Genomic DNA, 24,351 nt, shown 5'->3' with positions numbered 1-24,351 from the left:
GGTTTCCTGCAGCGTCGAACACCGACACTGCGACGACCGGCGGCCCTACGCTGTGCCGTCAACCGTGCTGTGGCTGTTCGGCGCGGTGGTTTATGGGGTTGGGATGGGCTTCCTGCCGCCAGGGCGGCAGCCCAGCGCCAGCGACTGGTGGTTCGGCGGTGCGTGCATCGTGTTCGCTGCGTCCTGCGCTGGTGTACTGGCCTGGCGTTTGTGGGCTGTATCCTGCGAAATCCTGGACCAGGTTCGCCGAGACATCCGAGGCTAACCGGCCTCTGCCGCAACGAGTTCGGCCGATTCGACCTGGTCGAAGAGCGACAGTAGGTGGCGGGAGAACTGCTCCGGCGTCCACCCGTGCATGCACCCACTCGCTTCCGAAACACGCTGCGCTGCCTTCTGATACGCCATACGGTCCAGGCTCGCTTGGAGCTGATTCTTCTCGCGTGCGTTCGGATCGCGCCACTGAGAAACGGACAGGTCGGCGCGATCGTGAGCCCAAGTGGTCACCAACCGTCGGCACAGGCGCGGACCGGCTCGATGGTCGGCGCGGTTCAGTAAAGCGACCATCGCGTCAATCGTGGACTGGCGCGGCAACGGCGTCGGGGTGGCCGCAGCTTGCATCAGCGTCTTGCACACGTTGTGCTGATGACTGAGAAGGTGATCCAGTTGGGATCGGGTGTGTTCGGAGACCATCGACTCCACCAACCCGACGTTGTCCCGGTCCGAGTCGTCCAGCAGACCAGCCGCTGCCTGGGCCGGGTCACGCCCCAGCAGCAAAGCCCGCAACACCGCCTGCACGGCGGGTTTGGAGCCGTCCGTTTCCAGCCACGCCAGGAAAGCCGCCCGGCGCTGCGCCGAGTCGAATGCCGGGCGAGCCATCGGGGCCAACTGCAACCCGCGTTCCAACGCCTGTGCCAGTCGTAGGATCCGGGCGCTTCCGCGCAGTGAGCTGAACGAGCGATCCAGCCCGCGGATGATCGCTTCCGGGACCACCTCGTCGGGGTCGTCGGGAGCCGCGTTCAACGAGCGCGTCGGCGCAGGCAGCAGAGCAGGGTCTGTCGGGATGGTCCGACGCACAGGCCGCCGAATCAGGTTCACCGACCAGTCGTGCACGATCTTCGTGGTCAACCGGTCCAACCACGCCGCGAACGAACCACCCGCAGCGACCGCGGCAACATCGAGCGTTGCCGGTTTGCCCCCGCTGCCGACGATCGCGGTCGACAGCGCCAGCGCGAGCCGATCCCTCAGTTCGGTGGCGTAATCGTCGACACCCCAACCCGAATGAGGCGCGGCTAGCGAGCATCGCAGGGCACCTGAGGTGATTCGGCGCGACACCGTTGCGCTGCGCAACGCCAGATCAAGCAGCGCCAGACGGTCAACAGGGGTGGTTAGGCACAAACTCCTCGCGGCAGCGTCCAACTCCATGACTTCACGGTGCGACGCATGTTCATGCTGCCGGCGACCAGACGTGGCGGGACGGCCGTACAGCGATGGTGCGGCGGGGCTCGACCACCACGAAGATGCCCCGCCGCACCGAACTAGGAGAGGCTGAACACGTCGTCGACGACCAAGCCGTCGGCGTCAGCCTCGCTGTCGAACCCGAGCAGGTCGTGATGCTCCAGCGCTGCCTGGCGGGACGCTTCCCGGGCAGCCATCCGCTCCGTGCGGCGACGGATATCTTCTGGGTTGGTCGACACCATTTCCAGGAACTCAGGGGGCAGGTCCTGCACCACAGGCACGGCACGACCGTGCAGATCGACGTGAAGGCCGACGGAACCGCGCACGTTGATCCGTTTGGTCGAGTCACGCGGGTCAGTCCTGAACAGAGCCTTGAAGCTGCCCCAGTTCAGTGCGCCCTCCTTGGACTCACTCGACCCGCCGGAACGCTCCGACGTGGTGATCCGAGTGATGCGCTCGGGAGTTTCCTCCAGCTTGAACAACTGGCATGCGGCGCGCGCCTCAGACTCGTCTTTCAGGTGCATGATGAGCCCACGGCTGATGTAGCCGGCCAAGCCGATTTTCACCACGTCGGTGACGCGCTGGGTGTAGAGCACCGGCAACACACCCTGCGAGCGGGCCAAACGCCCCAGCCGGTTGAGCTCCTCCGGTCCTGCCAGCGTCGCGATCCACGCCTCGTCGAAATGCAGCACGCCGCGGCGGCCGGTCAAAGCCATTGCCGATCCAAACACCAACATGCGGACCAGCGCCACCGAGATGCGCTGCTGGATACTCGACGGCTCCTGTCCCATCGGCGGCAACTCCAGATTGGTGTTACCGACCATGATCAGCGTGATCCCGTCGGCGACCGACAACCCCTTCGTCTGCGGGTCGCGACCGACGATCGCGCCGAACAACGGACTGACGTTGGCCAGGTCCAGCACCGGCTTGACCAGTTCCTCGCTCGCTTTGCCCGCGTCCTGAGCGAGCTTCAACGCCTGGCCGATACAGGTTGCACCCTCCTGGACTCCGTACGCGAGAGCGACCATCAGCTCCGTCTCGAACTGCCGCGCCGGCCTGTCCCACGGGCCCACCTGCACCAGAATGGATCCTGCGACTTCAAGACCGGCCAGCTTGTTCTGCGTGAACCGCAAAGGGTCCAAGATGCCATCGGACTTGGTCAGGTCGTCCAAGGTGGCCACCTGACCGCCAGCGGCCAACACCGTCGCCGAGTGGTCAGAGCCCAACTTCGGATCCACGACAACTTGGGACACGCCGGCCTGAGCCCACTGGTAGGCCATGTTCAGCATGGACAAGGACTTGCCCGAGCCGGTGGCGCCGGCGACCAAGAAGATCGGCAATGCGTCGCCAACGGACGCGGCGTCGTTGGAGATGTAGACCGGCTGCTTGTCGTGCTCGGTGAACCCCAGCAGTGCTCCGGTGTTGTCACCGCACACCGCCAAGTCAGGCGCACCGGTGAAAGCCATTGCGGTGGCGGGCAAGTCGCGCAGCAACGGGTTGCACCGCACCTGGGAGCCCATCATCATCTCCGCCAGTGCCTTTTCCTGTCTCTCCACCAGGTTCGACAGCTTCACCGTGCGAGTCAGCCCCGTCACGTCGTACGAGCCGTCCAAGGAACCGTTAAGTGCCGCAACGATGCTCGCGTCGATGACCGTCGGCAGATGCAGCGTGGAGGACGAGTACAGCGACTCCATCTGCTCGATGGCGGCCTGCTTGTCCTCCTGCTCCTGACGGTCCATCGCACCCTGGGCTTGCGCTTCAGTGATGTCCGCGCGGATCCGACGGCGACCCGTGCGCAACTCGTTGCGCGTGATCGCTGTCGGCTCCACCTTGCCGCGGAAGCTGACCGCCATCGCGCCCTGGCGGACCAGTTCGACGACGAAGTTGGTTTCCAGGGACTTCACCTCACGCCAGTTGTAGTTGAACGTGTCGAACCCGACGAAGCCGAGACTGTGATGGTTGCGCAGATCCGACCATTCCGGTTCACGACAGTCGACGTCCGCCTTCTCCAGTCGCGCCGCTTCCGTCATGGAGGTGGTGGAGGTGAACATGTGCAGGTGGTCTGAGTGCACCAGGTACGGCACGTCCGGGTTGGCACCGAGGTTCCACCACGAATCGGCCAGGTGCATCTCGGCACGAGTGGCGACCATGAGGCCGGCTCGGGTCAGCGCAGCATCGACGCGGCGGTAGTCGGCGGCGTACTCGGGCAACTGGACACCGACGTTCTGCAGCGTCAGCGCCTCGTAGAAGACTCTGACCGACTGCCGCCAACCCGAGCGGAAGGCGTTGTTACGCAGCTTCACCCCGACCAACAGTTCCCGGCAGTAGGTGATCGCGTCCGAAAACTGCCGTGACAGAAAGCCTTTCAGCGGCTGGTCGTCGTCCGGCACGTACCGTTGCGGCACGTTGACCAGCAACATGTGGAACTCGCGGTAGTTGTTCTTGGAGAACCGTCGCGACTTCACTGCGGTGCGCGTCAGGCCCTCGATCTCCACGAGCGCATCGAAGATCGGTTGCCCAACACGCAGAGCGTCGTCCTCGGTGATCGCCGAAGTGACCGGCCCCATCGGGCAACGCCGGTACAGCCACACGTCGTTGTCGATCGAGATCACCAGGCCGGAGTTGTAGATCTGCTTCACCGCGGTAGGCCAGTCCGGCACGGTGTCGGTGAATGGGCGGTTCATCCGCTTCGGAGCGGCCTTAGTTGCCATAGCGAGCCTGCCTCGTGGTGATCGTGCGTGTCATGGTCGAACTGGTCCGGTCAGCGCGGCGGATCCATAGGCCGCCTGGCGGCTGGTTGCGCGACGTCGTCAACATCCGGTCGATCGACAACGACCGGGGCAGCGGTCCGAGCTCGCCGCGCATCAGCGAGCCACCTTCGAGGTGGGCACCGACGTGGGAGCCGACGTCGGCGCGGACGCGCCGCCGGTGTCGTACGCCTTGGATGACGGTGACGTGGCTGCAGTGGGGGTCGACTGCAGGTCGCCGGGCACCTGGATGGCGTTCTGGTACGGCTTGGCAGTCAACCCCGAACCGGGCGCACCCCACGCGACCACCTGCGGGGCGGCGGTGTCGGCGCGCAACACCAACAAGTCGAACTCCAACGGCTGCGTTGACGTGTTCGCCGAACGACCCGCCCAGTGCAGAACCACCTGCGCACGAACAACCAGACCGGCCTTCGTGCTCGTCGAGGCCGTGGACTGTGTCTCCACCGAAGCCACACCGGAGATCGGCACGTACGAATCGGCGGCGTTGGTGTCACCGACAGCCAGTCGCAACTGGTCGGCGTCACCGGAGGTGTACGCCTTCGCCCACGAGTCGACCGCAGCGCTGACCGAGTCCGGCACCTGGGTGTCAGCCTGGATCCCTGGCCACGGCGTCTGATCCTGCGCCCAACCATCCGTGGCAGCGGAAACCACCGGCACCAGCGAAGGGCCAGCGATCGTCTGTGCCCCACCGCGAGGGTCGATCGCCACCTGGAACGCAGCGGTGTAGCCGCGGCCAGCGCCATCAACGACGGTGAAGTTCTCCGTCATACGGGATACCTTCGTGGCGTTAAAGTCGGCCGACTTCACCGAGCCGTCCCACGACACGATCTGCCCACCGGGCAACGGGTTCGGCACCGAAGCCAGCCACGACTGCAGCGACTGGTACGCGGCGAACTTGCCCGGGTCGGACACCGTCAGCGACACCTGCTGGTTCGCGCTTTCAGACTGCGCCGCGGTGACCTTCTTCGACAGGTCGGAGGCGGATATCTGCGCCTGACAACCAGCGAACAGTGACAACGGCACAGCACACAGCAAGACAACCAGCAGCCACTTGATGACCTTCGCTTTGATGATGTTCTTCTCAACCAGGTCCAGGTCAGCGCGCGGGACAAACTCCTCGACCTGGTACAGGTCGCCGCCGTCCAAGATCGAAGACCCGACCGCGTCGTCGCGGCCCTTCTTGCGGTTCAGCAGGTTGGTGGCCATGGTGACACGCCCTTCGTGGGTGGTGGTCGATGCTCGTGGTCGGTGAGTAGAACGATCAGGAAATGAGTTCAGCGATCCGGTGCAGCCGTGCCAGCGCATCGGGGGCAACGTCGCGGGCGGCCTTCGCCAGGTCACGTCCGGCGTGGATCGGATCGCCGGTGGGGGCCTTAGCACCCAACGAGGAGTCAACGCTGGACAACAGCGCCCACACCGAGCGCAGCAGGGGTTTGTCTTCTGCGATGCCCACCGCTTCAACCAGCGCGTCCATCACCGTTTCGGGGTCCGTCGAGGACGGGCGCAACGAGTCCAGGCACGACAGGGCCTTGATGTTCGGGGCGGACGTCAGGCTGAACACAGCCACCTCAGCCGGGTCTGTTTTGCAGCCGAGCAACCTGGCCGCAACTTCCAACGAGTCGTCGTCGAGCTCGGACATCGAGCGGTGGCGTTCGATCGCTGCGAACAGACGCCTACGGGTCTGACGGTCACGCTCGGCGGCAGCCTTCGCAGCTTTAGCCTCGTCCGCGACACTCGCGGCCGGGTGCTGCGCGGCCCGCTTCGATTTGCGCGGTTTGGGCGCTGCCGGGGCGTCCTGCGGTGCAGCAAGAGACTCCAGGGATGGCAGGTCGTCGCCGACGGGCTGCTCGGACTGGAAAGAGGTGTCGAAATCGATGTCGGTGCTCACGTAGATCTACATGGGCCACGTCGAACCGGCCAGGGTCGGGTTACTGATCTGGGCCAGCCTGGCGGACACCGTCTCGCCACGATTCGACGTGCTCGACGTCGCCGTCGGTGTCCATGCGCACCACCGCAAACCCGCGGACCGTGCCGTCATCGTTCAGCGCGTCGCTCAGTAACCGGCCCGGAACCGCAGCACCTGGAACGGACGGCCCCGCATGTCGTAGGTGACAATTGCCGGCAGCTCACCGTCGTCGGTAAGCACCCCGTCGACGAATGACCGCGACTCCAGGACAACCCTGCGGCCACCCACCATGCGGTAAAGCAGCAGAGCTGGTTGACCGTGCCCGCCATCGGCGTTGGTCAAGCGACCGTCGGCGTTGGTCAGCGTTTCCTCGAACACGCCCGGCGAACTCTCACGGGTCAGCCGGGTAAGTACTGCCGCCGGGACAGGGGTGGCGGCGGGCGGGTCCGTGGCCGGTTCGGTGGGCTCGGCCGGTGACGCGACGGTCCGCTCCACGGGGAAGAAACCATCGCCAGCCAACGCTGTCGCCTGGGACCGGTAGTGATGCCCGCAGAACGCCATGTCGAGGCGCTGGTTGGACACCACCACTTCCGAGGGCGCACCGCACTGATCGCAACGCCGATTGATGTCGTCCGTCGCCGAGACCTCAACAGGGGCAGTCGAATCGCTCATGCTTGCAACGGTGCGACGGATCTGGGCTCGGGTCAGCGGCGGCGCAACACGATGAACGCACCTGCCGCTACCGCCAACAACAGGACGGCCCCCAACGGCAAGTGACCCAGCAGACGCCAGGTCGCGACGTGGACGATCGAGCGAGCGATGATCCCGCCCAGGGAACCGAAGCCAGAGGAGTGGCCGTAACCATGTGCGGCGTGGTGAACAGCGGCGAGTGCGGCAGCGGAAAGCGTCATGCCCGCACAGTGCGACGGGCATGACGCTTCGGCCAGGCAAGCGTCGTCCGTCCGGATCAGCAGGCGGACGACGCCAGGTCAGGCAGCGTTCGCGGTCGTGCCGGAACGCAGCGCGTCGATCTCGGCCTGCGAGGCGGTGCCGAGGTCTTTGAGACCCTTCAACACGCGGACCTTCTGGCCGGCGCGGCCGGTCATCTCCTGCATTTCGCCGAACACGAGCACCTTGTGACCGATCAGGTCACGGGCGATGCGTGCGGTGACGCGGCCGAACGGGTTCGACAAGTGCTCGGTACGGATCGTCTCCGTACCGTCCGGGGTGCGGTCCGACACCCGAGAGTGCAGGGTCACGATGACTCGACCCGAGGACGCCTCCGTCGACACACCCGCAACGATCGAACGAAACACCTTCTCCCCGTTCGCGACCGGCGCGACGTCAGCGAACAGACGACCACCAGGAGATGTCGACATCAGCAACTGCTTCGCCTGCTCAGCGACCAGCGCCTCACGGTACTCGGCGGGGGAGAACGGCAGGTTCTCCGCAGCCATCTGCTCAACAGTGGGCATCGGCACCATGGAGTACGCCGCGATCAGCGCGGACTGGATGACGGCCGGGTCGGCCGGGAACTGGTTGGACATGGTCAACAACTTTCGAGGCGAGGACTGCTTACACCCGTACGGTGCGACGAGTCTGCGCATGGACGTTCGTTGCATGGGCTCTGTCCACGCATCCGGGTGCCTTACCCGATACTCGCTTTGTCCTCCATCCTTGGCGACTCGGCCGTGGTGGTATCTACCTCGATATCACCAACCAACTTCGACTAAAACGTAGGAGTGCGGCCCGCCCAACCCGGGTGCAGCAAGCGCAGCGCCAGGACGGCGAAACCTGTGCGATGGACCGAGTGCAGCGACGGTGCGTCGCACCGTGCATGAGTGAGTAAGCCAACCGGTCCAGACCCCCACGACGCGCCCGAACTGAACCAGTGGCTGGCGTTCCAGGGCCGCTCCTTGATCGTGACCGATCGTGAACATCCGGGCGCACAGGCGTTGTTGAAGCCGCGTCCGCTGTCACCTTCGACGGCGGCCGCGATGCACGACGGCTGCCATGCCCGGTGGGCGGTGGAGCGTTCGCTGCCTCGTTCGGCAGACCCGTTCGGTGCCGCCGAGAAAGGAACCGCGGTGCACGCGGTGCTGGAGGAGGCGTTGGCGTTGCCGGCGGAGCAGCGCACCGCGCAGACACTGCACGACCTGCTGGCACGCATCGAAACCATCCGCGACGATGTGGTCGCCCCGGACGACCCGATGAAGGTCACGTCGTGGCGTGGCGAGGTCGCCGCGAAGATGGAGAAGGTGTCCGACGCGATCGACCTGAGGGCGTTGGACGTCATCGGAACCGAAGTGCCGTTGGAGAACCTCACCATCGCCAAAGTGCCGCTGCGCGGGTACATCGACGTCTACGCGCGGGAACCTAACAAGATCGACACGCGGATCCTGGACTGGAAGACAGGTAACCCGCGCACGCCCTACAAGGGCGACCGGGACGCTTACGCGGACCAGCAACGCATCTACGGCATGGCTATCGCGGCACTGACCGGGAAGCTGCCCGTGGGCGCGACACTCATCTACACCGCCATCGGCGTAGCCAAAGAAGTCGACTACAGCCGCGAGGCGATGCGTGACACTGTGGAGGCGTTCAAGCGCAGTTACGACATCGCCCGGAACAACAGTGACACAGGCGTTTTCGCGATGAAGGCGTCCGGGTTGTGCGGCTGGTGCCCACTGGCACTGGTTTGCCCGACCGGCAACGCCAAACGCACGGTCTCAGCGAAAACGACGTCGGCTCTGATCGGGCCGAGCTTGGTGATCCCGACGGTTCTGCCGGGTGTGCGTCGCACCGTACCTGTGGCTGCCGAACAGGGCAGTCAGTCGATGAACGGAGCAACCGTGGTAACCGAAGCCAAGTCGTGGGAGGAAGTGCTGCCCGCCGGGCAGACGGTCCCCGGAACCGGCAGCACCCTGAACCCCAACAGCTACGCGGCCATCGCCGCGATGACCTCGACAACGATGGCGCTGGACGCGCTGCACGCCTACGACGTGCAGAACGGGACGGCGCTAGCGGGCAACGTTTCAGCGATCCGCTCGTTGGGCTTGACGTTCGCCAGCCTGTTCGCCACCGTCCAAACCAACCTGGGTCTGCGGGCGTCCATGCAGGACGGTTCCAACACCCGCCTGCGCGCCGCGATGCACTCAGTCCTGGCCATCCAGCCGCCGCCGCTGCACAGCGCGGACAAGTCCGACTGGGAGGCGTGGTCGGCGCTGGCCGTTCGTCGCCTCGAAGTTCTGTTCAAGGTGTCCGCCGAAATCTGGGAAGCGGGCATCGTCGCCGAACCGTACGCCGACCTCGCTGGAACCATCGCCGCGAACCGGGTTTCGGTCTGACATGAGCCGTCTCGGACCGTAACCCGTTGAAACACAAGGGGTTTAAGGTCCGGTCAGCTTTTCACGGACGCTTGCTCGGCGTGCCGGTCCAGGTGTTTCACCACGATGCCCTGGATCAGCACTCGTTGGCGACGAACCTGGGCGGTCGACACTTCCAGTTGGGCTGCAATCGTGTCGAGCGTGGGTGAGTCCAAGCCTTCCAGCGTCGGCGACAGCAACGCCCGGGCGACCTGTCCGAGCATCCGAGACAACCGATCGCATTCGGTGACGACCGCGTCGACGACCCCGGACAACGCAGCCAGATCCGCGACGTCCTGGTCGTCGGCCACCTGGGTCAGTTCCGGATCGGCATTCAGTGAAACCGGTGGCGGCACAGGTGAACTGAGCCGTTCCACGTCCTGCGGGGTGAGGATCAGGCCGGACTTCGCGGGGTCTTTACGCTTGGCGATCATCCGAGCGTTGTGCTCGGCAGCAAGCTGCTCCGGGGTCGGGTCGACGCCCAGCGTCATCTGCATCGCTCGACGCAACTTCTCCAGGTCACCACGCTTGCGTTCGTCGGCGCGGGTGCCGGCAGGCTGCATACCCCGGATCTCCCGCTGCAGGTTCTTAACTGCCCGGTCCACCAACACCGCTCCGGGCGAACGCACCTCGGTCAAGTACAGATCCGGCATCGTGAGCAGTCCGTGCGCTTCGGACATCACCGCCTGCAGCGGTTCGTCGCCGACGTTCATGTCCGGCGGGCACATACGCATCGCCAACCGCAGCATGTACGGGCGGTTGACGGCCAGGAACGCGTCGATCTGAGCGACGCGCTGTTCATGCGGGAGCGCGGCGAACACGGCCACCGGGTCGGCAGGATTGATCTGGGACCTCATTCGGCGGCCCTCCACACTTCGCGAAGGACCGCGTCAGTATGAAACGGGAACGCAGGGAACGCACGTTGACGGGAGCGCAGGTCACCCATCTCGCTGACCTCCAACACAGCCCCCAACCGGCGCACGGGAGTGCCCTTGTTGCGCATCACCCATCCAACCGTCACCTCACGGTCAAGCATCCCAGTGGGTACCGACAACCGCTGCCTGGCCAACGCCATGTCCCGGTTGAGCGTGCCTTGCGTACGTGTGGCACCGAGTAGGGCGTCGATACGCACCGCCAACAGCGGCCGACCACCCGGTTGGCACGCGGCAGCGATGAGTTCGGGCACGCTCGCTTCGCCGCGGGAGAGTGCCAGCAGCCACCGGGCCCGCAAGGCGCGTGCCTTGGTCGCCTTGGCAGTCATCTCCGCGGTGGAGTTGATCGGACGCTGCACGGGTGCACTCACCGGCCCACTCCGTCGATCAGGGCACGGTTCTTCATCACCGGTGACAGGTTGAGGTTGGTGGCTCTGCGCACCGTGCCCGCGGACCAGGCAGAAGTGTCCGCGCCAGCGGCGATAGCGCTGCGGATCATCTGGCCACTGCGGGGATCGCCGAATCGACGGGCCAGTTCTCTGTTGACCAGGCTGTTGATTTCCATCGACAACCACCGCGCCGGCTCGACGGCCTCGAAGTCGACGTCCACGGCTTTGGCGACGAAACGCCCGACCTGCCCTAACGTGCCACCCGGATCGCCGAACGTCATGGTGGCCGCGATCTGTGTGATCGTTTCGTCGTCGAACCCGGCGCCGTCAGCGAACTGCGAACCTTGACCGATCGACACCAGCGCGCCCACCAGGGACTTGAGTCGGGTCACGATCGCTGTCCGGGTGATCTTCTCCGCCAGCAGAAGCATCTCCCAGTTGGCGACGCGGCCAGCCTCCACCAATCCCGGCAGGTGTTGGTGGCCCGTGTGGACGGCGGCCGATTGCACGTCGCCACCGAACCGTAACGCCTCGGGCGCAGACAGGGCGTGAATCCCACCGGCCTCGAAGGTGAACGCGCGGTGCTGGCCGAACGCGTCCGTGGACTTGGTTACCGGCAGGTCATCGACTCCTACCAGCACCGGTCCGTTCAAGCGATGCGGCATCGTCCGCCGACCCCCGGAGGAGTCAGCCCGGCGCCCTACGAGGGCAAAACCCCACCACCACGCCGGAAGGACCGCGTACTGACCTGCCGGCGTAGCACCGTCAGCCAGCAGTTGCGCGGCTTCCAGCCCGATCACCTGGGCCGAGATCAAGTCGGCCAGTTCCTGGGTCCTGCTCACCTCGGGAACCTCCCCAGAAGGCCTGTGGACGACGCCGGAAGCGCCAGCAGAGCCACCGGAACGGCGACCATGGGCGCACAGACGCCCAGGACCAGCAGCGCGCCCCACAGCGCCCGCTGAGGGCTCACCGGCGGGCGCAGCGCCCACGCGCCGATAACGGCCGCCAGGGCGGCTGCCAACCAGGCCACCAAGCCCCAGCCGTGCGGGACGAGAGACCCGACTGCTCCCGCGACGGCGAACGCCGCGACGCCGCCTACGAAACGCATCTGGGTGGGCGTGGTCATCGCCGGGGCCAGCCCACGAGCCGCTTACGGGGGCCCGACTGCACTGGCGCCGCCGCCGGATCGAACTCGTCCAACCCACCGGCGACCAGTTCGGTGGCACGGGCGTGTTTGACCGCCGCGATCGGCTCGAACTCCGGACGTCCGGTGACGCGCAGCAACACCGAGGCCAACACTGGGGCAAGCGCGGTCGACTTGGTCGGCAGGATCCCGACGCGCAGCTTGGAACGGATCTGCTCCTCGTCGTCGGTGACGCAACCCAGGGACACGGCGAGCTTGGCCAAGGTACGGGTCATTGCTTCGATCTGGCGGGTCAGGTCGTCACCGGGTCGTCGCGGAACGTGGTTGACGGCGAACATGAGCCGCTCCAGGCGGACCCCGGTTCGGGAAGCCAGCGCCCGAAGCACGTCCACTGCCCCCACCAGGCCCGGCTGGGTCGGGGTCGTTAGCAGCACCAGCCACGCTCCGGAGCGCAGCAGCGGTTCGATCACGTCCTGGGTGACCGAACCGTCGACGTACGGCGTCAACCGGCCGCCGTCGACGATCACCAGGTCAGCCACCGTCGCCGCTGTCTCGATGGAAGCCAGCGCAGTGGAGTGCTCAACGGCGGCCCGCTCGGCCAAGCCGCTCGGAGTCAGGATCGTGTGGAAGCTGATGTCCGGGGTCTTGACCGAATCGGTGTTCATCGTGCCGGGGGAGACCAGCGCGGTGCGCACGTCGCCGGTGCGCTGCGCGGTCAACAGCGTCGGCAACACTCCCGAGCCGCGCAGCAGTTGGCGGACGCCGGAACCGACCAAGTCGGCATCAGCGAGCACTGTGCGGGACACCTTGCCGGCATTGCTGGCCAGCTCGGCCGCGGTTGCGGCGAAGCTGGTGACTCCGGTGCCACCGTCGGCGCTGGCGAAGATCAACACCGGGGCCAATCGGCCCTTGATCCTGACCCGAGGGTCGGTGTTCACGAACAGGTCGTCGAGGTTGTCGGCGGGGCTGGTGTCGGTCGTCATGGCTCGGTGGTCTCCGTGTTGAGTCGGCCCTCGGGTGGTCGCGGACGCCTGGTGTGTCCACACACTTATTCCAAGATCGACCGCCTGCCAGGGTGCCCGAAGGCTGTGACCTGCGGTTTCGTGAGTACTCCTGGGTTGTCTGCGTGTCCGAGTCGGCGGTTGCCGGCCACGGTGGTCGGGGTTCGAGGCTTGCTGGTGCGTGCGAGGCAGGCTGCGTTAAGGCTTCCGGGGCACGTCGTCGGCGCCGGTTCGTCACCAGGGTTGGTTGGCGGCGGTTTCGGATCCGCGTCGCATCCGCCGGGATCTTCTGCCCGCTCGCTGGTCGAGGCGGCAGGACAGACGCCCAGTGCGCCGCGGTCAACGTTCCGGATCGTGGAAAATCGGAGGGGATACCCCTCGCGCGCACGCGCGCGTAGGGGTCTGGCCGTACCCGGTGGGGTGCGATAACGGTGTCCTGGCTGCATCCGCCACCACTTGACCACGGGTGTGGTCAGACAGTTCGAGGACGTTTGCGCAGGTCAGGGGGTGTTTGGGGGTCGAAAAACGGCAATCTGGCCACATGGCCACGCCCGCAACAACCCTTATAGGGGATTTGGATATATATATCTCCCCAGAAAGTAATGTAAGCGAATCCTCATAAGGGGGTATATACGGTGTGGTCAAGTGGTCAGATCAGTAAAAAGTAGTAGTAAGTAGTAGTAGTAGAGGGCTCTGACCTGCGGTTTTGTGTTTCGAGGTTCCGGCGAAAACTGACCACATGGTGTGGCCAGTTGCAGCCAGTTGCAGCCAGAAACGGCCACGTTTCCCGGAATGCCGCGGTTTCTGCAGGTCCGGGTTGCGGTTTTGGCGACTCGGTGGGTAGGGTCAGACCCCTACGCGCGCGCGCGAGGGGTATCCCTTCGATTCGGTCCAGGTCAGGGTCTCGTGATCGGCCGACAGCGACGTTTTCACCGAAACCTGCGTAGGGTCATACCCCTCGCGCGCGTACACGTACGCGCGCGTGCGCACGCGCCCGACGGGTACGACCCCTTGGATTGAACTTTCAACTACGTAGTTTGCGTCGCCCGCCCGGAAGCGGGTCAAAGGGTCATACCCCGCGCGCGCGTACGCGTGAGAGGTATGACCCTTTGACGTTTTGCTGCAAGAATCAGTCCCGCGGGCTTCCCCCAGTCGGCGAAGGTGGCAGGCTAAGCCACGTCCCGAACAAACTGGCCCAAGGAACGAGCGAAACTACGATGGTGGCAGGCGAGCCCGGTTTCGACGCACCGGTCGATGTCGCCGTGCGCTGGATCCTGACGATGAGCGATCCGCTCATCCCACCTGGTTACCGAGAGCGCATGGACGCGCAGATGTCTGCGCAGATCAGCGTCCAACCCCGATGGGGTTCCTTCTTCCTCGGGGGAGCGATCAGCGATCTGATCCACACCTTGCCGAGCGAAGACCCGTGGCGCAGCATCAGTGCACGTTTCGGCGACCATGCCATCGGCGACAAGGCACCAGGTTTCGATGGCGCCGTCACCGACGACGGTGCCCCGTTCGGCACCTACCTGAACGCTCTGGACGTCTCCGGCCAAGTCATGGCCTACCCCGAGATCGACCCCGGTCTCATCGCCTTCGCCCAAGACCTCATGCCAGCCTCGTGCTACGCACTCGCCTGCGGCGCCCTGAGCCACACGGAGGCGGCCGAAGCGCTACGGGCTGCATTGGTGCCGCTCGGGTCCTACGACGCCGCTGACGATGATCAGCAGGATGCTGTCGGGGCTGCAGTCATCCACCCCGAAGTGCCGCCGGAGGGTTCTGGGGCGCTTCTGGTCGAGGCCGGGCTGCCCGCCCTGAGGTGGGCCGCCGCCCGCCGACGTTCCTACCTGGACAGCTTCGACGACGGTTACCTGTTCGAGGTGCTCGCTCGCTGGTCCCACCTCGCCGGACGACTCGCCGCGGGCGAAGATCCGGGCGAAGACCAATGGCGGCTCATTTCTGCGCGCAACGAACAGAACGCCATCGAACCGCTGCCCTCCGACGACTTCTGAATCTCCAGGCATCAGCCAAGGACCGGGAACGAAGTCCGGCGTCACCCACGCCGGCTACCGCGCTGCCCGGCGTAGCAGCCCGACCTCCGCGGAAGGGCCGTCGCAATCGGCTTGGTCTTTTCGCGCGCAGCGCGGGCTGACAGAAGCCTGGTGACGGACGGCCGAGCCAGCGACCGCGGCCGTCGCACAAGGTTTCGTGACGCGAGTGTGCTCGCGGTGCAAAGCCTGGCGACGCAGCAAGCGCAGCGCCGTGGCCGTCGCACCGTAGGTCGGTGAGCGATTCGGTTTCTGGTGCGTTGTTCCCGGCGGCAGCGTTCGGCCCTAGCATCACAGGGTTGGACGCGATGAAGTTGTCAGCGTCGGCGGTTGCCCCGTTGGTGGCTTATGCCTCCGGCATGTTCTCGGTGGACGAGACCAACCTGGCGACTGCTGCGCAGGTGCTGGGGGCTGGTACCGACCGTCGCTCGAAAGGCTTCAAGTCGCTGCGCTCGGACCTTCCCGCGTTGGCGATGCCGTGGTACCCGCTGGACCGCGTGGCGGCGGCGGCGGCGCAGATGACCCAGGGCGCGCAGGTGGAGCCGCAGGCCGGGTTCGGCCAGTGGCGTCCAGCGAACCCGACCGCGGGCAAGTACATGATGGTCGCCGGCGCGAACAGCGTGCTGGGCGTCCACCCGTCGATGCCGTCGACGTATTTCGCCGCGCCGGACGCGGTCCTGATCGCAGAGGGCCAGATCAAGGCGTTGTCGGCATTGACCGCGTGGCTGGTTGAGCAGGGCGTGTCCGTCTCGGACCTGTCCGAGACCCGTGAAGGTTCCCGGGTGCGCTTGCGATCCATCATGGAGTCGTTGGACGCACGGCTGCTGGTGGTGTGCATCATCGGAGTGCACAACTGGTCAGGGATGCCCGAGTGGCATGCGCTGCGATTGAAGAACCTGCCGGTGACAGTTGCATTCGACGGTGACACCGCCACCAACCGCCAGGTGTGGGACGCGGCCTCGAAACTCGCCGCGTTCCTGGAGTCTCGACACGCTGTGGTGTCTTTTGCTGACCCGAGCCTGGACGGTGTGTCCAAGGCCGGGGTGGACGACTTTTTCGGCGCGGGCAAGTCGTTCGCCGACCTGATGGACACCACCAAGGACGACCTGCCCGACAAGCCCGAGGCGGAGGTCGAGTTCTACCCGGGCGACGTGCGGATGAACGACGACGATGCGACCTTCGAGGAGTACCACGTCAGCGACGACGGTTACACCAGCCGCGGCTCGTGGGTGCCGAAGGCTGGCATGGCCGGGCGTCTACTGAGTGAATCGAACCCGAAGTCGAGTGACTGGTCCCCGGGCTCGGAACTGGTCGAGGGGAAGCTGGACCCATCACTGATCGACGAGAACGAACCGGTGCGGGTGCAGATCGAAACGTCCTGGAAGTCGCACGACGGCTCCATCGTCAAAGGCGTCGTCAACGGTAATGACGACCTGCTGAGCGAGAACCCGAACCGCTGGCACCTGCGCAAAGCCGTCATCCCGACGACGGTGTCCAAATGCCCGGACTGGGGCAACCTGCCAGGCGCCTGGCTGAAAGCGATGAAGCTGCACCGGGCGGGGGAGACGATCACCAACTACCTGTGGATGCAGATGGGGTGGGTGCCGACTGTCAGTGGGCTGCCGGTGTTCGTCGCCGGCGAAACAGTGCTGGGCATCGAGGGTCGGCTGATCGGTTCGGGCACGGTGCCCGGGTGCACCAACCGGGTCATCCCCGGAACTTCCAAGTTCGGTCTGGCGCCGATCGAAGCCGACACCGACGAGCAATACCGGGCATACCTGCGGGCCAGCATCGAGACCGTGTTCGAGACCTACACCGGCGGCGCATGGGGCAACCAGTCGGTCGCCGCTACCGTCATCGCTGCCGCCTTGCGGCCGGTCGTGCCGATCAGGCCCAAGACGACCATCCTGTTCTACGGACCGCCGCGCGGCGGCAAGTCGTGGTCGGCCAAAGCGATCATGGCGTTCTGGCAGTCCGACCCTGGCGCATTCCAGGACACGCTGCCAGGCGGTGCGTCCGACACCAAGTACAGCCTGGAAGACGTGGTGGCTCGCGTGCCCATCTGGGTTGCCGACGACCTGGCACCCAGCAGTGACGCCCGCAAGAACGAACGCGAGGAGTCCTCGATCGAGGCGATCATCCGTTCGGTGTTCAACGGCACCTCCACCCGGCGGCGCACCGCTGACGGTGGGCGTCGCCGCGTCGACGTGCCGTTGGCAGTGCTCGTGGTGACCGCCGAGAACCCGCTGACGTCCAGTTCGGTGATGGAACGCTGCGTGGCTTTCGACACCGGTGCACGCGGCTTCCTGGGCAACGAAGATGCAACCGACGCGTTGGTCGAGCTCAACACAACCACGCTGACCGCCAACGAGATCACGGCCGCGGCGGTGCAGATGGTGCAGCGGGCCGCTGCCGAGCAGGGCTGGAAGAAGGCCAACCGGGAATGGGCCGAACTGTTCGACATGCACCGTGAAGCGGCGACGTCGTTCCTGCGCCGCAATGGCGGCACCGAGGGAACACTCACCCGTCACGCCGACATCGCAGCGGACCTGATGCTGGGCGGCGACGTGCTGGAAATGCTGGCCGAATGGGCTGGCTGCGATGAAGCGTTCCTGGACCGACTGGGCAAGCTGCAGCACTGGATCCTGGAAGCTGTCGGAGCCAACTACGGTCAGGCAGCGACGGTCACACCGGGTGAAAACCTACTGGCGGCGCTGCGCGGCGTGCTTGAATCGGGCACCGGTCACGTCCTGGGGCAGGACGGCAAGCCTCCGATGGCAGACATGCCGTCTGGCCACCCATTGCGCGGCAAGGCCAGCATCATCAACGAGCGACTGGGCTGGCGTGCGTCATCGGACGAGAAGCGCCCATGGGAGCCGCGTGGCGCGTCCATTGGCCGGCTGGTGTGGAACGGGCAGACCCCCGTTGTGTTGATGAATCACACGGCCGCGTTCGATGTGGCGCAGCGGGCCTACCGCGGGTTGCTGCCACCGGGCACCAAAGCGAGCTCGGTGTGGGCATCTGCCTGGGGGACCGGCCTGTGCCCGGACTTCTGGAAACGGCGGGTTGGTCGGGGCGGCGAACTGCGCCCGATGGTGCGGGTGCGCGACTTCGAGGGTGTGCCGTTCAAGGTGGCGACTCTGCTGGACCTGGACGAGAACGGTTAGGTCCGTACCGCTCGGCGCGAAGGCCGCACGTGTTTGAGCGAGCGTTACGAGAAATCCCGGATCGCTGCTCGACGCGCGCTGGAACGATCGCGGCTGCGGCGCTGCCGGGAATCGGCGTGGAGTCCCGCAGCACCGGATCGACGCAGGTCGCGCAATGCGGCTGCCATCTGAGGGTTGGCGTGTGCGTGAGGGTTGCGCGGCTTGCGTGCCATGACGGTTCCTTTCCTGGAGCTCATGTGGCTGATGACGAGGTGACGGTGCGACGGCTCCGGACTCGGTGCTGGCAGGGGCAACGACCGTGCGCGCAATCGGATTCCAGTGACGGTCAGGCTGCCGAAGACCGGCGCATGCCCTCCGGTTCGGAAGCTGCACGCCCGGCGGCTAGTGCTGTCCGGTCTCCAACTCAATGCCATGCGCGGCCTGGTGTTCCCAGGCGACCTGAACAATCCTGGCGAACGGGATCGAGGAGGAGCCAGCCGCTAGCTCTGCGGTGATGATCTCGATGATTGCTCGGAGCGCGTCCTCGTAACGAACGAGGACCTCGTGCGTTTCAACGTCGGCGAAGGCGAGAGCTGCTCGCCACTCCCCGTCAGTCTTGTCGAACTTGCGCCACATCACGGAGTTGTCGAGAGCGCCATGGTTCGGGTTCGACTTGCCTAGAGCGAGCCGCTCCCCGATCACGCCGGCCCGCGTCGTACGGACCCAGCCCTTCGGCGTTAGACGGGAGACGCCACGCACCTGCGCCACGGCGCCTCCTTCAGGGGTCAGATAGATGTCGTCGAAGGTGCCGCCGAACAGGATGCACGCGACGGCATGTCCCGCTTCGTGTGCGGCCACGACTGATTCGGGAACATCCTGCAACGGAGGGGTATCGATCTGCTCGGGCATGGCGCCCATCGTGCCTCTGTCAATACAACCCTCGTACCTCCGGACAGTGATTGCCACAGTGTCAAAAGCGGAGGTACGCAATGTGGGCGCAGCGAACTCGGCGGCCCGGGGGTTCACTCGCCAACCCCGCGCCGCCGAAATTGGTAGGACGAAATACGCAACATCCGCGAATCTGCCGGGCACCGACTTAACGTGCGAAACACTTTCTTCGACCCCTTGATAGTTGACCTCCTCGCGGACATCATTCTCTGGGCGGTTCAGGCTGCCTCCGCGTGGTGCTGGAACCGCGCCAGGAGAAAACGTCGTGCAGCGCTGCGACGCAGGACTCGACAGGCTCGCCGGGTCCGTAAGCCCAGGAGGTCCAGAAGCAATCAGCGCCGTCGCCGTAAGCCGCGGCGCTGACCACCGGACTCACTGCAGTCACCGACTGTTTTCGATGACCGACGCCGACAACGTTGGCGTCCGGCGGTAGGCGGTAGCAACTGCCGACCGACCTGGCCAGCCGGCAGCAACAGACTGCTGTGAGCCTTCGGCCTTCGGCCTCGGCGGTCTTTTCGTGTGGCTGCTTGTTTGGCTGCTGTTCGGTGTTCTTCTTGGCGGTCTTCTCGGTGCCCTGTTTTGCTTGGCCTGCTGCTCGGATGTTTCGTTTGCTGGCTTGGTCTGCTGGTGTTCTTCGCGTGTGTCTTCTCGGTGTTCTTGCTGGTCGCTTCTCGGTGTTCTGGTCGTTGTTCTTCTCGGTGTTCTGCTTTCCGTCTGGTCTGGTTGTTCGGTGCTGTCGCCACGTCTGCCCTGCTGCTGCTGTCGCTCGCTTGCTTCGGCTGCCCACTTGCGCGTCTGAAACCTCGCCACCACAGCATTCATACCTTCACTGACGTTTACTGTCGTTTAGTACCTTCCGCAGCCATCCACTGTTGTTGACTGTTCCCCGGTTGCACCCTCAGTCGCCCTTTACCGCCCTGCTTCACACCCCACCCACACCGCCGCAACCACCACCACAACCGTTCAACACCTACCAACGCCACCACCCAACACCCTCCTGCCGGAGGCACGCGGGGTCGAGCGCAGTCGCGGCGTTTCCCGGGGACTCGCTGCTGCCGCTCGCAGAATTGGCCGGAAAATTGCGCGTTGTTGCTGGTCAGGGCGTTCCTTAGCCCTGGTCGCCGCCAACCTGGCCCATGTAGAGACGTGTGAACGTCTCCGTCTTCAAGGTCCGCCCGACCGCCTCCAAGCAGCTTGACCCTGCGCTCTACGTTCAACGCGCCAAGGCGTTCGAGTCGTCGCTGCGTTCGGTCAAGCAGGCGACCTTGCTCGCGGTGACCGGCGATGACGGCACCCTTGACGCGTTTTTGGTGACGCCGCCAACCAACAAGAAGGCGGGGCGTGGTGCCGCATCGTTGGCCGCGAACTTGGCCGCGACGATCGACGCTGTGGTCGAGCCGTGCGATGACGTGCCTGACCTGCTGTCGGGGCTGGGGGATCGTCCGTGTTTGGTGTCTGCGCGGGTGCGTCTGGAGTCGGTCGCTGGACGTGACACTGCTGCCGGTGCAGACCCGGCCGAGGTAGCCAAGGTGGTGTCTCGCGCGAACGTTCCGGGGGCGTGGGTGGCATTCACGATGCGCACGCCTCGCCCGGCCGAAGTGTCGGCGTATAGGACGTGGGTCAGTTCTCGCGGCGGCAACGAGTCGCACTATTCGCGCGGTGGGGAACTGTTGGCGACCAGCATCCTGGTGGGTGCCCCAGTCCGGTCGACCGCTGACGACCTGCTGCGCCAGGTGGTCGCGGCGATGCCTGGGTTGGACATCACCGCGGACCCGGTCGTGGTGGGCTCGGGTTCGTTGCCGTGGTTGCTGGGTGCCGGAAGCGCCGGGGTGTTCGGCGCTCAAGTCGCCGGGGTTGTTCCTGCTCTGGGCTCGGTGTCTGACACTTGGCCGTTGGCGCTGGGGTTGAGTGTTCCTGCCGCGCTGGGTGCACACGCGGCGTTGCGTCTGGGTGGGCGTAACCGGTTGCTGTCGCGGCTGGACGGCCTGGACTTTCCTGCACCGCGCCGCACGGCCGCTAAGCACCAGCGTCGACCAGCCACTGACTCTGGTGGCGTGCCGCGTACCGCCCGGGTGGTCTACCCGTTGGATCGCAGTGCGCTGCTGTGTGCGCCGCACATGCTGACGGGATTGGCGGTGCCGCCGGGAGGTTCGGCTTCGGGTCCGGCGACGGCGTCGTCGCGACTGGTCCCGGCAAGTTTGCGGGCTCCGATCGGTCCGATGTTGGGCGCTGACGCGGACGGTAACCCGGCCCATTTGTCCGCCGATGACCTGTACGGCGGAGTTGGGCTGCTGGGCATGCCCGGTTTCGGCAAGTCCGTGGCGATGCGCGCGTGCTTGGGCTGGGTTCTGGCACGGCGTATCGTGGATGACCGTTCGTGCGTGATCGTGTTCGAGAACAAGGGCGACGGCGCGACCGCGTGCCTGCGGATGGCACAGGGCGTGACCGGTGATCCGGACTCGATGCTGTTGATCGACCTGGCGGACGCTTCGACTCCGGCGATCGACGTCTTCGCTTTTCCGGGCACCGCAAGCCAGAAGGCGGCCAGGTTCATCGAGGCTGCCCGGTACGCGTTTGGCGAAGGCACTCTGGAGAACGCCAGCATCGAAGCGTTGAACGCTGTCCTTCCAGCGGCTCTGTGGCTGTCCGATCACGGGCACGGCAACCCGATCGCGTTGACGCACCGCCTGCTGGGTGGGTTCGGTGACACCCCGGCGACGGAACTGGCGGCGGTGGTGCGGGCGGCTGCCGTGAACGACGAGTCCGCGGTGGAGGCGGCCCAGTACACCGAGATCCTGTTCGGTGCGAACGTGTCGGCTTCAACCCGCCGCACCCAGTCCCAGGCGGCTCGCAACAAGTTGGCTCAGTTGGCCGAGATCGAAACGTGGTGGGATCCCAGCAGGGCACGGGTCAGTTGGGAGGACGTCCTGACCAACTATGACGCGGTTGTGGTGAACCTGGGCACTGCCGCCGACGGCACCCAAGTCAGCGACCGGCAGACCCAGTTGCTGAGCAGCCTGTTGCTGTTTCTGCTGCGCGAAGCGATCGGGCGGGTGTGCGTCGGTTGGCGGGACCAAGGTCGGCAGGTGAACATCTTCGCGGACGAGTTGTCGGTCCTAGCCGGTTCCAGCCCAGAGACCGTGACGTGGCTGCGCGACACGGGCCGTAGCTACGGGGTGCGCCCGTTCTTCGCCACGCAGTACCCGCAGCAGTTGCACGAGCGTGTGCGCAGCTCGCTGCTGGGGTTCGCCACGATGCTGTGGTTCGGGCAGGACAACCCCGAGATCGTCAAGAGTGCCGTGGCGGACCTGACGCTGGACGGCTCGGACTTCACCGGCGCTGACATCGCCGCCATCCCGCTCTACTACGCGGTGCTGCGTACCAGGGTCGACGGTGTCCGCCAGTCGCCGTGCCTGATCGGTATAGGCGACTGGGAAATGAGGGGAGACTGGGCGCGGTTCCTGACCGATCAACAAGCGGCCCCTGGCGAGGGCGTTGGCGATGTGGATGAGCGCGTCCCGGTGCTCCGGGGCTGGGTGAGGCCGGGTGTGCAACGCGCAGTTTCGGTTGTTGATGTGCGTGACGACTCGACTGTCGGTGTGCCGGTGGCTGCCGAGTCTGTGGCTGCACCGTACGAACCGGACCGTTTCAGTCCTGACCGGTTTAACCGGCCGATCCCGAACGATCCGCAGGACTGGTGATGGCAGGCTGGTGGCGGCCGCAGCCGCACGGGTTCAAGGACGTGTACGCGCCGGCCGACGACGACCCGAGCATCACTCGGTTCGAGCCGCGGGCGAACAAGCATCTGACCGAGCGCGGCATGCCTGGTCAGTTCGGCCCGTACGTGCCGTTGACCTCTATGCGTAGCCGCGCACCGAAGGCTCACCGGTCGGCGTATCGCACGGAGCCGCTGTGGTCGGGCATGTGGAACGGCCCCGCGACGGCGGCTTGGGCGCAGCGGCGCGAAATCACCCGGCTCATCCAGGACGGCCGGATGCACCGGACGACCGTCGACCCGGCGCTGTTGAAGCCGCCGCAGCCGCACTCGTTGTTTTCGCCGAGCGCACCGAACGGGTTGCTGCGCGCCCGGATGGTTGCGGCGACCATGATGTGGCGCACGTTGACGACGGAACAGTTGGCGGCCTTCACCGGCGACCCTGATGCGACCGGGCACCGCGGCGACTATCTCCCGAAGCGGGTCAAGAATCTGATCGCAGCGGACCTCCTGCAGTACGGGGTGCTGGCCCGGTTGCTGGATCCGGTTCCGGCGCTGGTGCGCCGTACCGACATGCCGCGCTGGGATTCCCAAAGTCGGTACTTGAGTTTCGGTGACTGGCTGAGCGTCACTGCGGGGCGGCGCGTCGCGGACGGCGGCGCCAGGTTCGAGAGGCACGCGGTCATGCTGAACGAGTTGTCGTTGCGCGCTGCTGAGTTCACCGACCTGCAAGCGGTGCTGGGGGAGTCGCTGTGCAAAGTGGGTGAGTTCATGCCGGTGGAGTCGACCCGCACCGCCGACGCTCTATGGGTGCGTCGTGACGGATTCCAGATCGCCATCGAGATGACGACCGGACTGAACGCGAACGTTGACGAGAAGGTCGACGCCTGGGCGAAGGCCCTGGCATCGGACCCGACTCGGGGCACTGCGGTGGTGTTTGTGTGTGCCCGGCAGAACACCGCCAAGGACCGCATCGTGCCGCGTGTGCAGTCTGCGATTGCCCGCGCGGCCACGGCCAGCATGGACCGGATGACTGCGAAGGTGGCGCAACGCATGTTCTACGTGGACTGGTCCGATTGGTTCCCACGCGGCGGGTTGGTGTCCAGCCAGTTTCCGTCGTTGCCGGTGTTCGCGCTGAACAAGCACGTCACGTCCCCAGCCGACAGCGACTTGTGGCGCACGCTGCGGATCGGTGATCCGACCGCGACGCCGTGGGCTCCCGCCACCAGACAGCATGCTGAGCAGGTTGCTCACCAGATGCTGGCGTTCAACCAGTTGTGGGGGCAGCCGTACTGGATGCGCGACCACCTGCTGGCAGCGGAACTGAATCGCCGCCTGGACTTGTGGACGATCCGCAAAGCGGCCGGCTTGGAGCAGCCGGTGTCGATGCCGTTCGCCCGTCCGGATCGTTACGGCGACGGGAATGCTGTGGTCCCGCCGGAGATTGCCCAAGCCCGTTGGCATCCGGGCCCGGTGGACGTGCAGAAGGTTGAGAGTAGGCGGCGCCGCACCGCCGGGTGATTGGGGTCATGTG

The 24,351-nt window shown here is 65.7% G+C and carries 19 protein-coding genes; 6 read left to right on the top strand and 13 right to left on the bottom strand.

The features are described from left to right. Window positions 1–261: 261 nt before the first annotated feature. The 4 genes from ACFQBT_RS11405 to ACFQBT_RS11390 all read right to left on the bottom strand — a co-directional run bounded on the left by ACFQBT_RS11405 (window position 262) and on the right by ACFQBT_RS11390 (window position 6,111). On the bottom strand, window positions 262–1,422 hold the full coding sequence (locus ACFQBT_RS11405) for a hypothetical protein (protein ID WP_377822780.1): 1,161 nt from the start codon (window positions 1,420–1,422) through the stop codon (window positions 262–264). Window positions 1,423–1,535: 113 nt separating this feature from the next. Continuing rightward, entirely contained in the window at window positions 1,536–4,166 is a 2,631-nt protein-coding gene (locus tag ACFQBT_RS11400) for an ATP-binding protein (RefSeq protein ID WP_377822778.1), read from the bottom strand. 153 nt (window positions 4,167–4,319) lie between these two features. Further along, window positions 4,320–5,429, bottom strand: coding sequence for a hypothetical protein (locus ACFQBT_RS11395; RefSeq protein WP_377822776.1), 1,110 nt, complete (start codon window positions 5,427–5,429; stop codon window positions 4,320–4,322). Window positions 5,430–5,484: 55 nt separating this feature from the next. Then, window positions 5,485–6,111, bottom strand: a complete 627-nt coding sequence (locus tag ACFQBT_RS11390) for a hypothetical protein (RefSeq protein ID WP_377822775.1) — start codon at window positions 6,109–6,111, stop codon at window positions 5,485–5,487. Between the two features lie 10 nt (window positions 6,112–6,121). On the opposite strand from ACFQBT_RS11390, the gene ACFQBT_RS11385 reads away from it, so the two are divergent. After that, window positions 6,122–6,283: a hypothetical protein gene (locus tag ACFQBT_RS11385; protein ID WP_377822773.1), complete on the top strand. Its 162-nt coding sequence runs from the start codon at window positions 6,122–6,124 to the stop codon at window positions 6,281–6,283. On the opposite strand, the gene ACFQBT_RS11380 is transcribed toward ACFQBT_RS11385, so the two are convergent. The 3 genes from ACFQBT_RS11380 to ACFQBT_RS11370 form a co-directional block, all read right to left on the bottom strand. Next, the gene (locus ACFQBT_RS11380; RefSeq protein WP_377822771.1) at window positions 6,277–6,801 is read right to left on the bottom strand and encodes a DUF7455 domain-containing protein; all 525 of its coding nucleotides are present in this window, start codon (window positions 6,799–6,801) and stop codon (window positions 6,277–6,279) included. The two genes, ACFQBT_RS11385 and ACFQBT_RS11380, sit on opposite strands and share 7 nt — an antisense overlap. Before the next feature lie 32 nt (window positions 6,802–6,833). Then, complete coding sequence (locus ACFQBT_RS11375; protein WP_291525056.1) at window positions 6,834–7,040, bottom strand: hypothetical protein; 207 nt, start codon at window positions 7,038–7,040, stop codon at window positions 6,834–6,836. A 78-nt stretch (window positions 7,041–7,118) separates the two neighbouring features. Then, complete coding sequence (locus ACFQBT_RS11370) at window positions 7,119–7,676, bottom strand: hypothetical protein (protein WP_291525058.1); 558 nt, start codon at window positions 7,674–7,676, stop codon at window positions 7,119–7,121. 294 nt (window positions 7,677–7,970) lie between these two features. Here ACFQBT_RS11370 and ACFQBT_RS11365 point away from each other — a divergent pair, with 294 nt between their 5' ends. Further along, entirely contained in the window at window positions 7,971–9,476 is a 1,506-nt protein-coding gene (locus ACFQBT_RS11365) for a RecB family exonuclease (RefSeq protein WP_377822768.1), read from the top strand. Between the two features lie 53 nt (window positions 9,477–9,529). Here ACFQBT_RS11365 and ACFQBT_RS11360 read toward each other — a convergent pair whose 3' ends face one another. From ACFQBT_RS11360 to ACFQBT_RS11340, 5 genes are read right to left on the bottom strand one after another with little or no spacing between them, the layout of a single operon-like run. After that, complete coding sequence (locus ACFQBT_RS11360; RefSeq protein WP_291525061.1) at window positions 9,530–10,351, bottom strand: sigma-70 family RNA polymerase sigma factor; 822 nt, start codon at window positions 10,349–10,351, stop codon at window positions 9,530–9,532. After that, on the bottom strand, window positions 10,348–10,797 hold the full coding sequence (locus ACFQBT_RS11355) for a hypothetical protein (protein WP_291525063.1): 450 nt from the start codon (window positions 10,795–10,797) through the stop codon (window positions 10,348–10,350). Before ACFQBT_RS11355 ends, ACFQBT_RS11360 begins: the two co-directional genes overlap by 4 nt. Further along, window positions 10,794–11,657, bottom strand: a complete 864-nt coding sequence (locus ACFQBT_RS11350; protein WP_377822765.1) for a hypothetical protein — start codon at window positions 11,655–11,657, stop codon at window positions 10,794–10,796. Before ACFQBT_RS11350 ends, ACFQBT_RS11355 begins: the two co-directional genes overlap by 4 nt. After that, window positions 11,654–11,941 (bottom strand): hypothetical protein, encoded by a 288-nt coding sequence (locus tag ACFQBT_RS11345; protein ID WP_291525067.1) that lies wholly within the window; start codon window positions 11,939–11,941, stop codon window positions 11,654–11,656. Before ACFQBT_RS11345 ends, ACFQBT_RS11350 begins: the two co-directional genes overlap by 4 nt. Continuing rightward, window positions 11,938–12,942 carry a hypothetical protein gene (locus tag ACFQBT_RS11340; RefSeq protein WP_377822763.1) on the bottom strand — a complete coding sequence of 335 codons (1,005 nt, stop codon included), beginning with the start codon at window positions 12,940–12,942 and terminating at the stop codon, window positions 11,938–11,940. The genes ACFQBT_RS11345 and ACFQBT_RS11340 overlap by 4 nt, the downstream gene beginning before the upstream one ends. Before the next feature lie 1,235 nt (window positions 12,943–14,177). Between ACFQBT_RS11340 and ACFQBT_RS11335 the strand changes: the two genes are divergently transcribed. Both ACFQBT_RS11335 and ACFQBT_RS11330 read left to right on the top strand, forming a co-directional pair. Next, on the top strand, window positions 14,178–14,972 hold the full coding sequence (locus ACFQBT_RS11335; protein ID WP_377822761.1) for a hypothetical protein: 795 nt from the start codon (window positions 14,178–14,180) through the stop codon (window positions 14,970–14,972). Between the two features lie 344 nt (window positions 14,973–15,316). Continuing rightward, on the top strand, window positions 15,317–18,175 hold the full coding sequence (locus tag ACFQBT_RS11330) for a hypothetical protein (protein ID WP_377822759.1): 2,859 nt from the start codon (window positions 15,317–15,319) through the stop codon (window positions 18,173–18,175). Between the two features lie 381 nt (window positions 18,176–18,556). Here the strand turns inward: ACFQBT_RS11330 and ACFQBT_RS11325 are convergent, their stop codons facing one another. Continuing rightward, window positions 18,557–19,063: a M50 family metallopeptidase gene (locus tag ACFQBT_RS11325; RefSeq protein WP_377822757.1), complete on the bottom strand. Its 507-nt coding sequence runs from the start codon at window positions 19,061–19,063 to the stop codon at window positions 18,557–18,559. A gap of 1,187 nt (window positions 19,064–20,250) precedes the next feature. On the opposite strand from ACFQBT_RS11325, the gene ACFQBT_RS11320 reads away from it, so the two are divergent. Both ACFQBT_RS11320 and ACFQBT_RS11315 read left to right on the top strand, forming a co-directional pair. Next, window positions 20,251–22,803, top strand: a complete 2,553-nt coding sequence (locus tag ACFQBT_RS11320; protein ID WP_377822755.1) for a type IV secretory system conjugative DNA transfer family protein — start codon at window positions 20,251–20,253, stop codon at window positions 22,801–22,803. Continuing rightward, a complete protein-coding gene (locus ACFQBT_RS11315; RefSeq protein ID WP_377822753.1) occupies window positions 22,803–24,338 on the top strand; it encodes a hypothetical protein in 1,536 nt (511 codons plus the stop codon). Before ACFQBT_RS11320 ends, ACFQBT_RS11315 begins: the two co-directional genes overlap by 1 nt. Window positions 24,339–24,351: the final 13 nt, after the last annotated feature.

The organism is Branchiibius cervicis (assembly GCF_042661605.1).
Classification (GTDB): Bacteria; Actinomycetota; Actinomycetes; order Actinomycetales; family Dermatophilaceae; genus Branchiibius; species Branchiibius cervicis.
The sequence above is the reverse complement of the archived record's forward strand: the minus strand, read 5'-3'. Positions and strand labels throughout refer to the sequence as shown.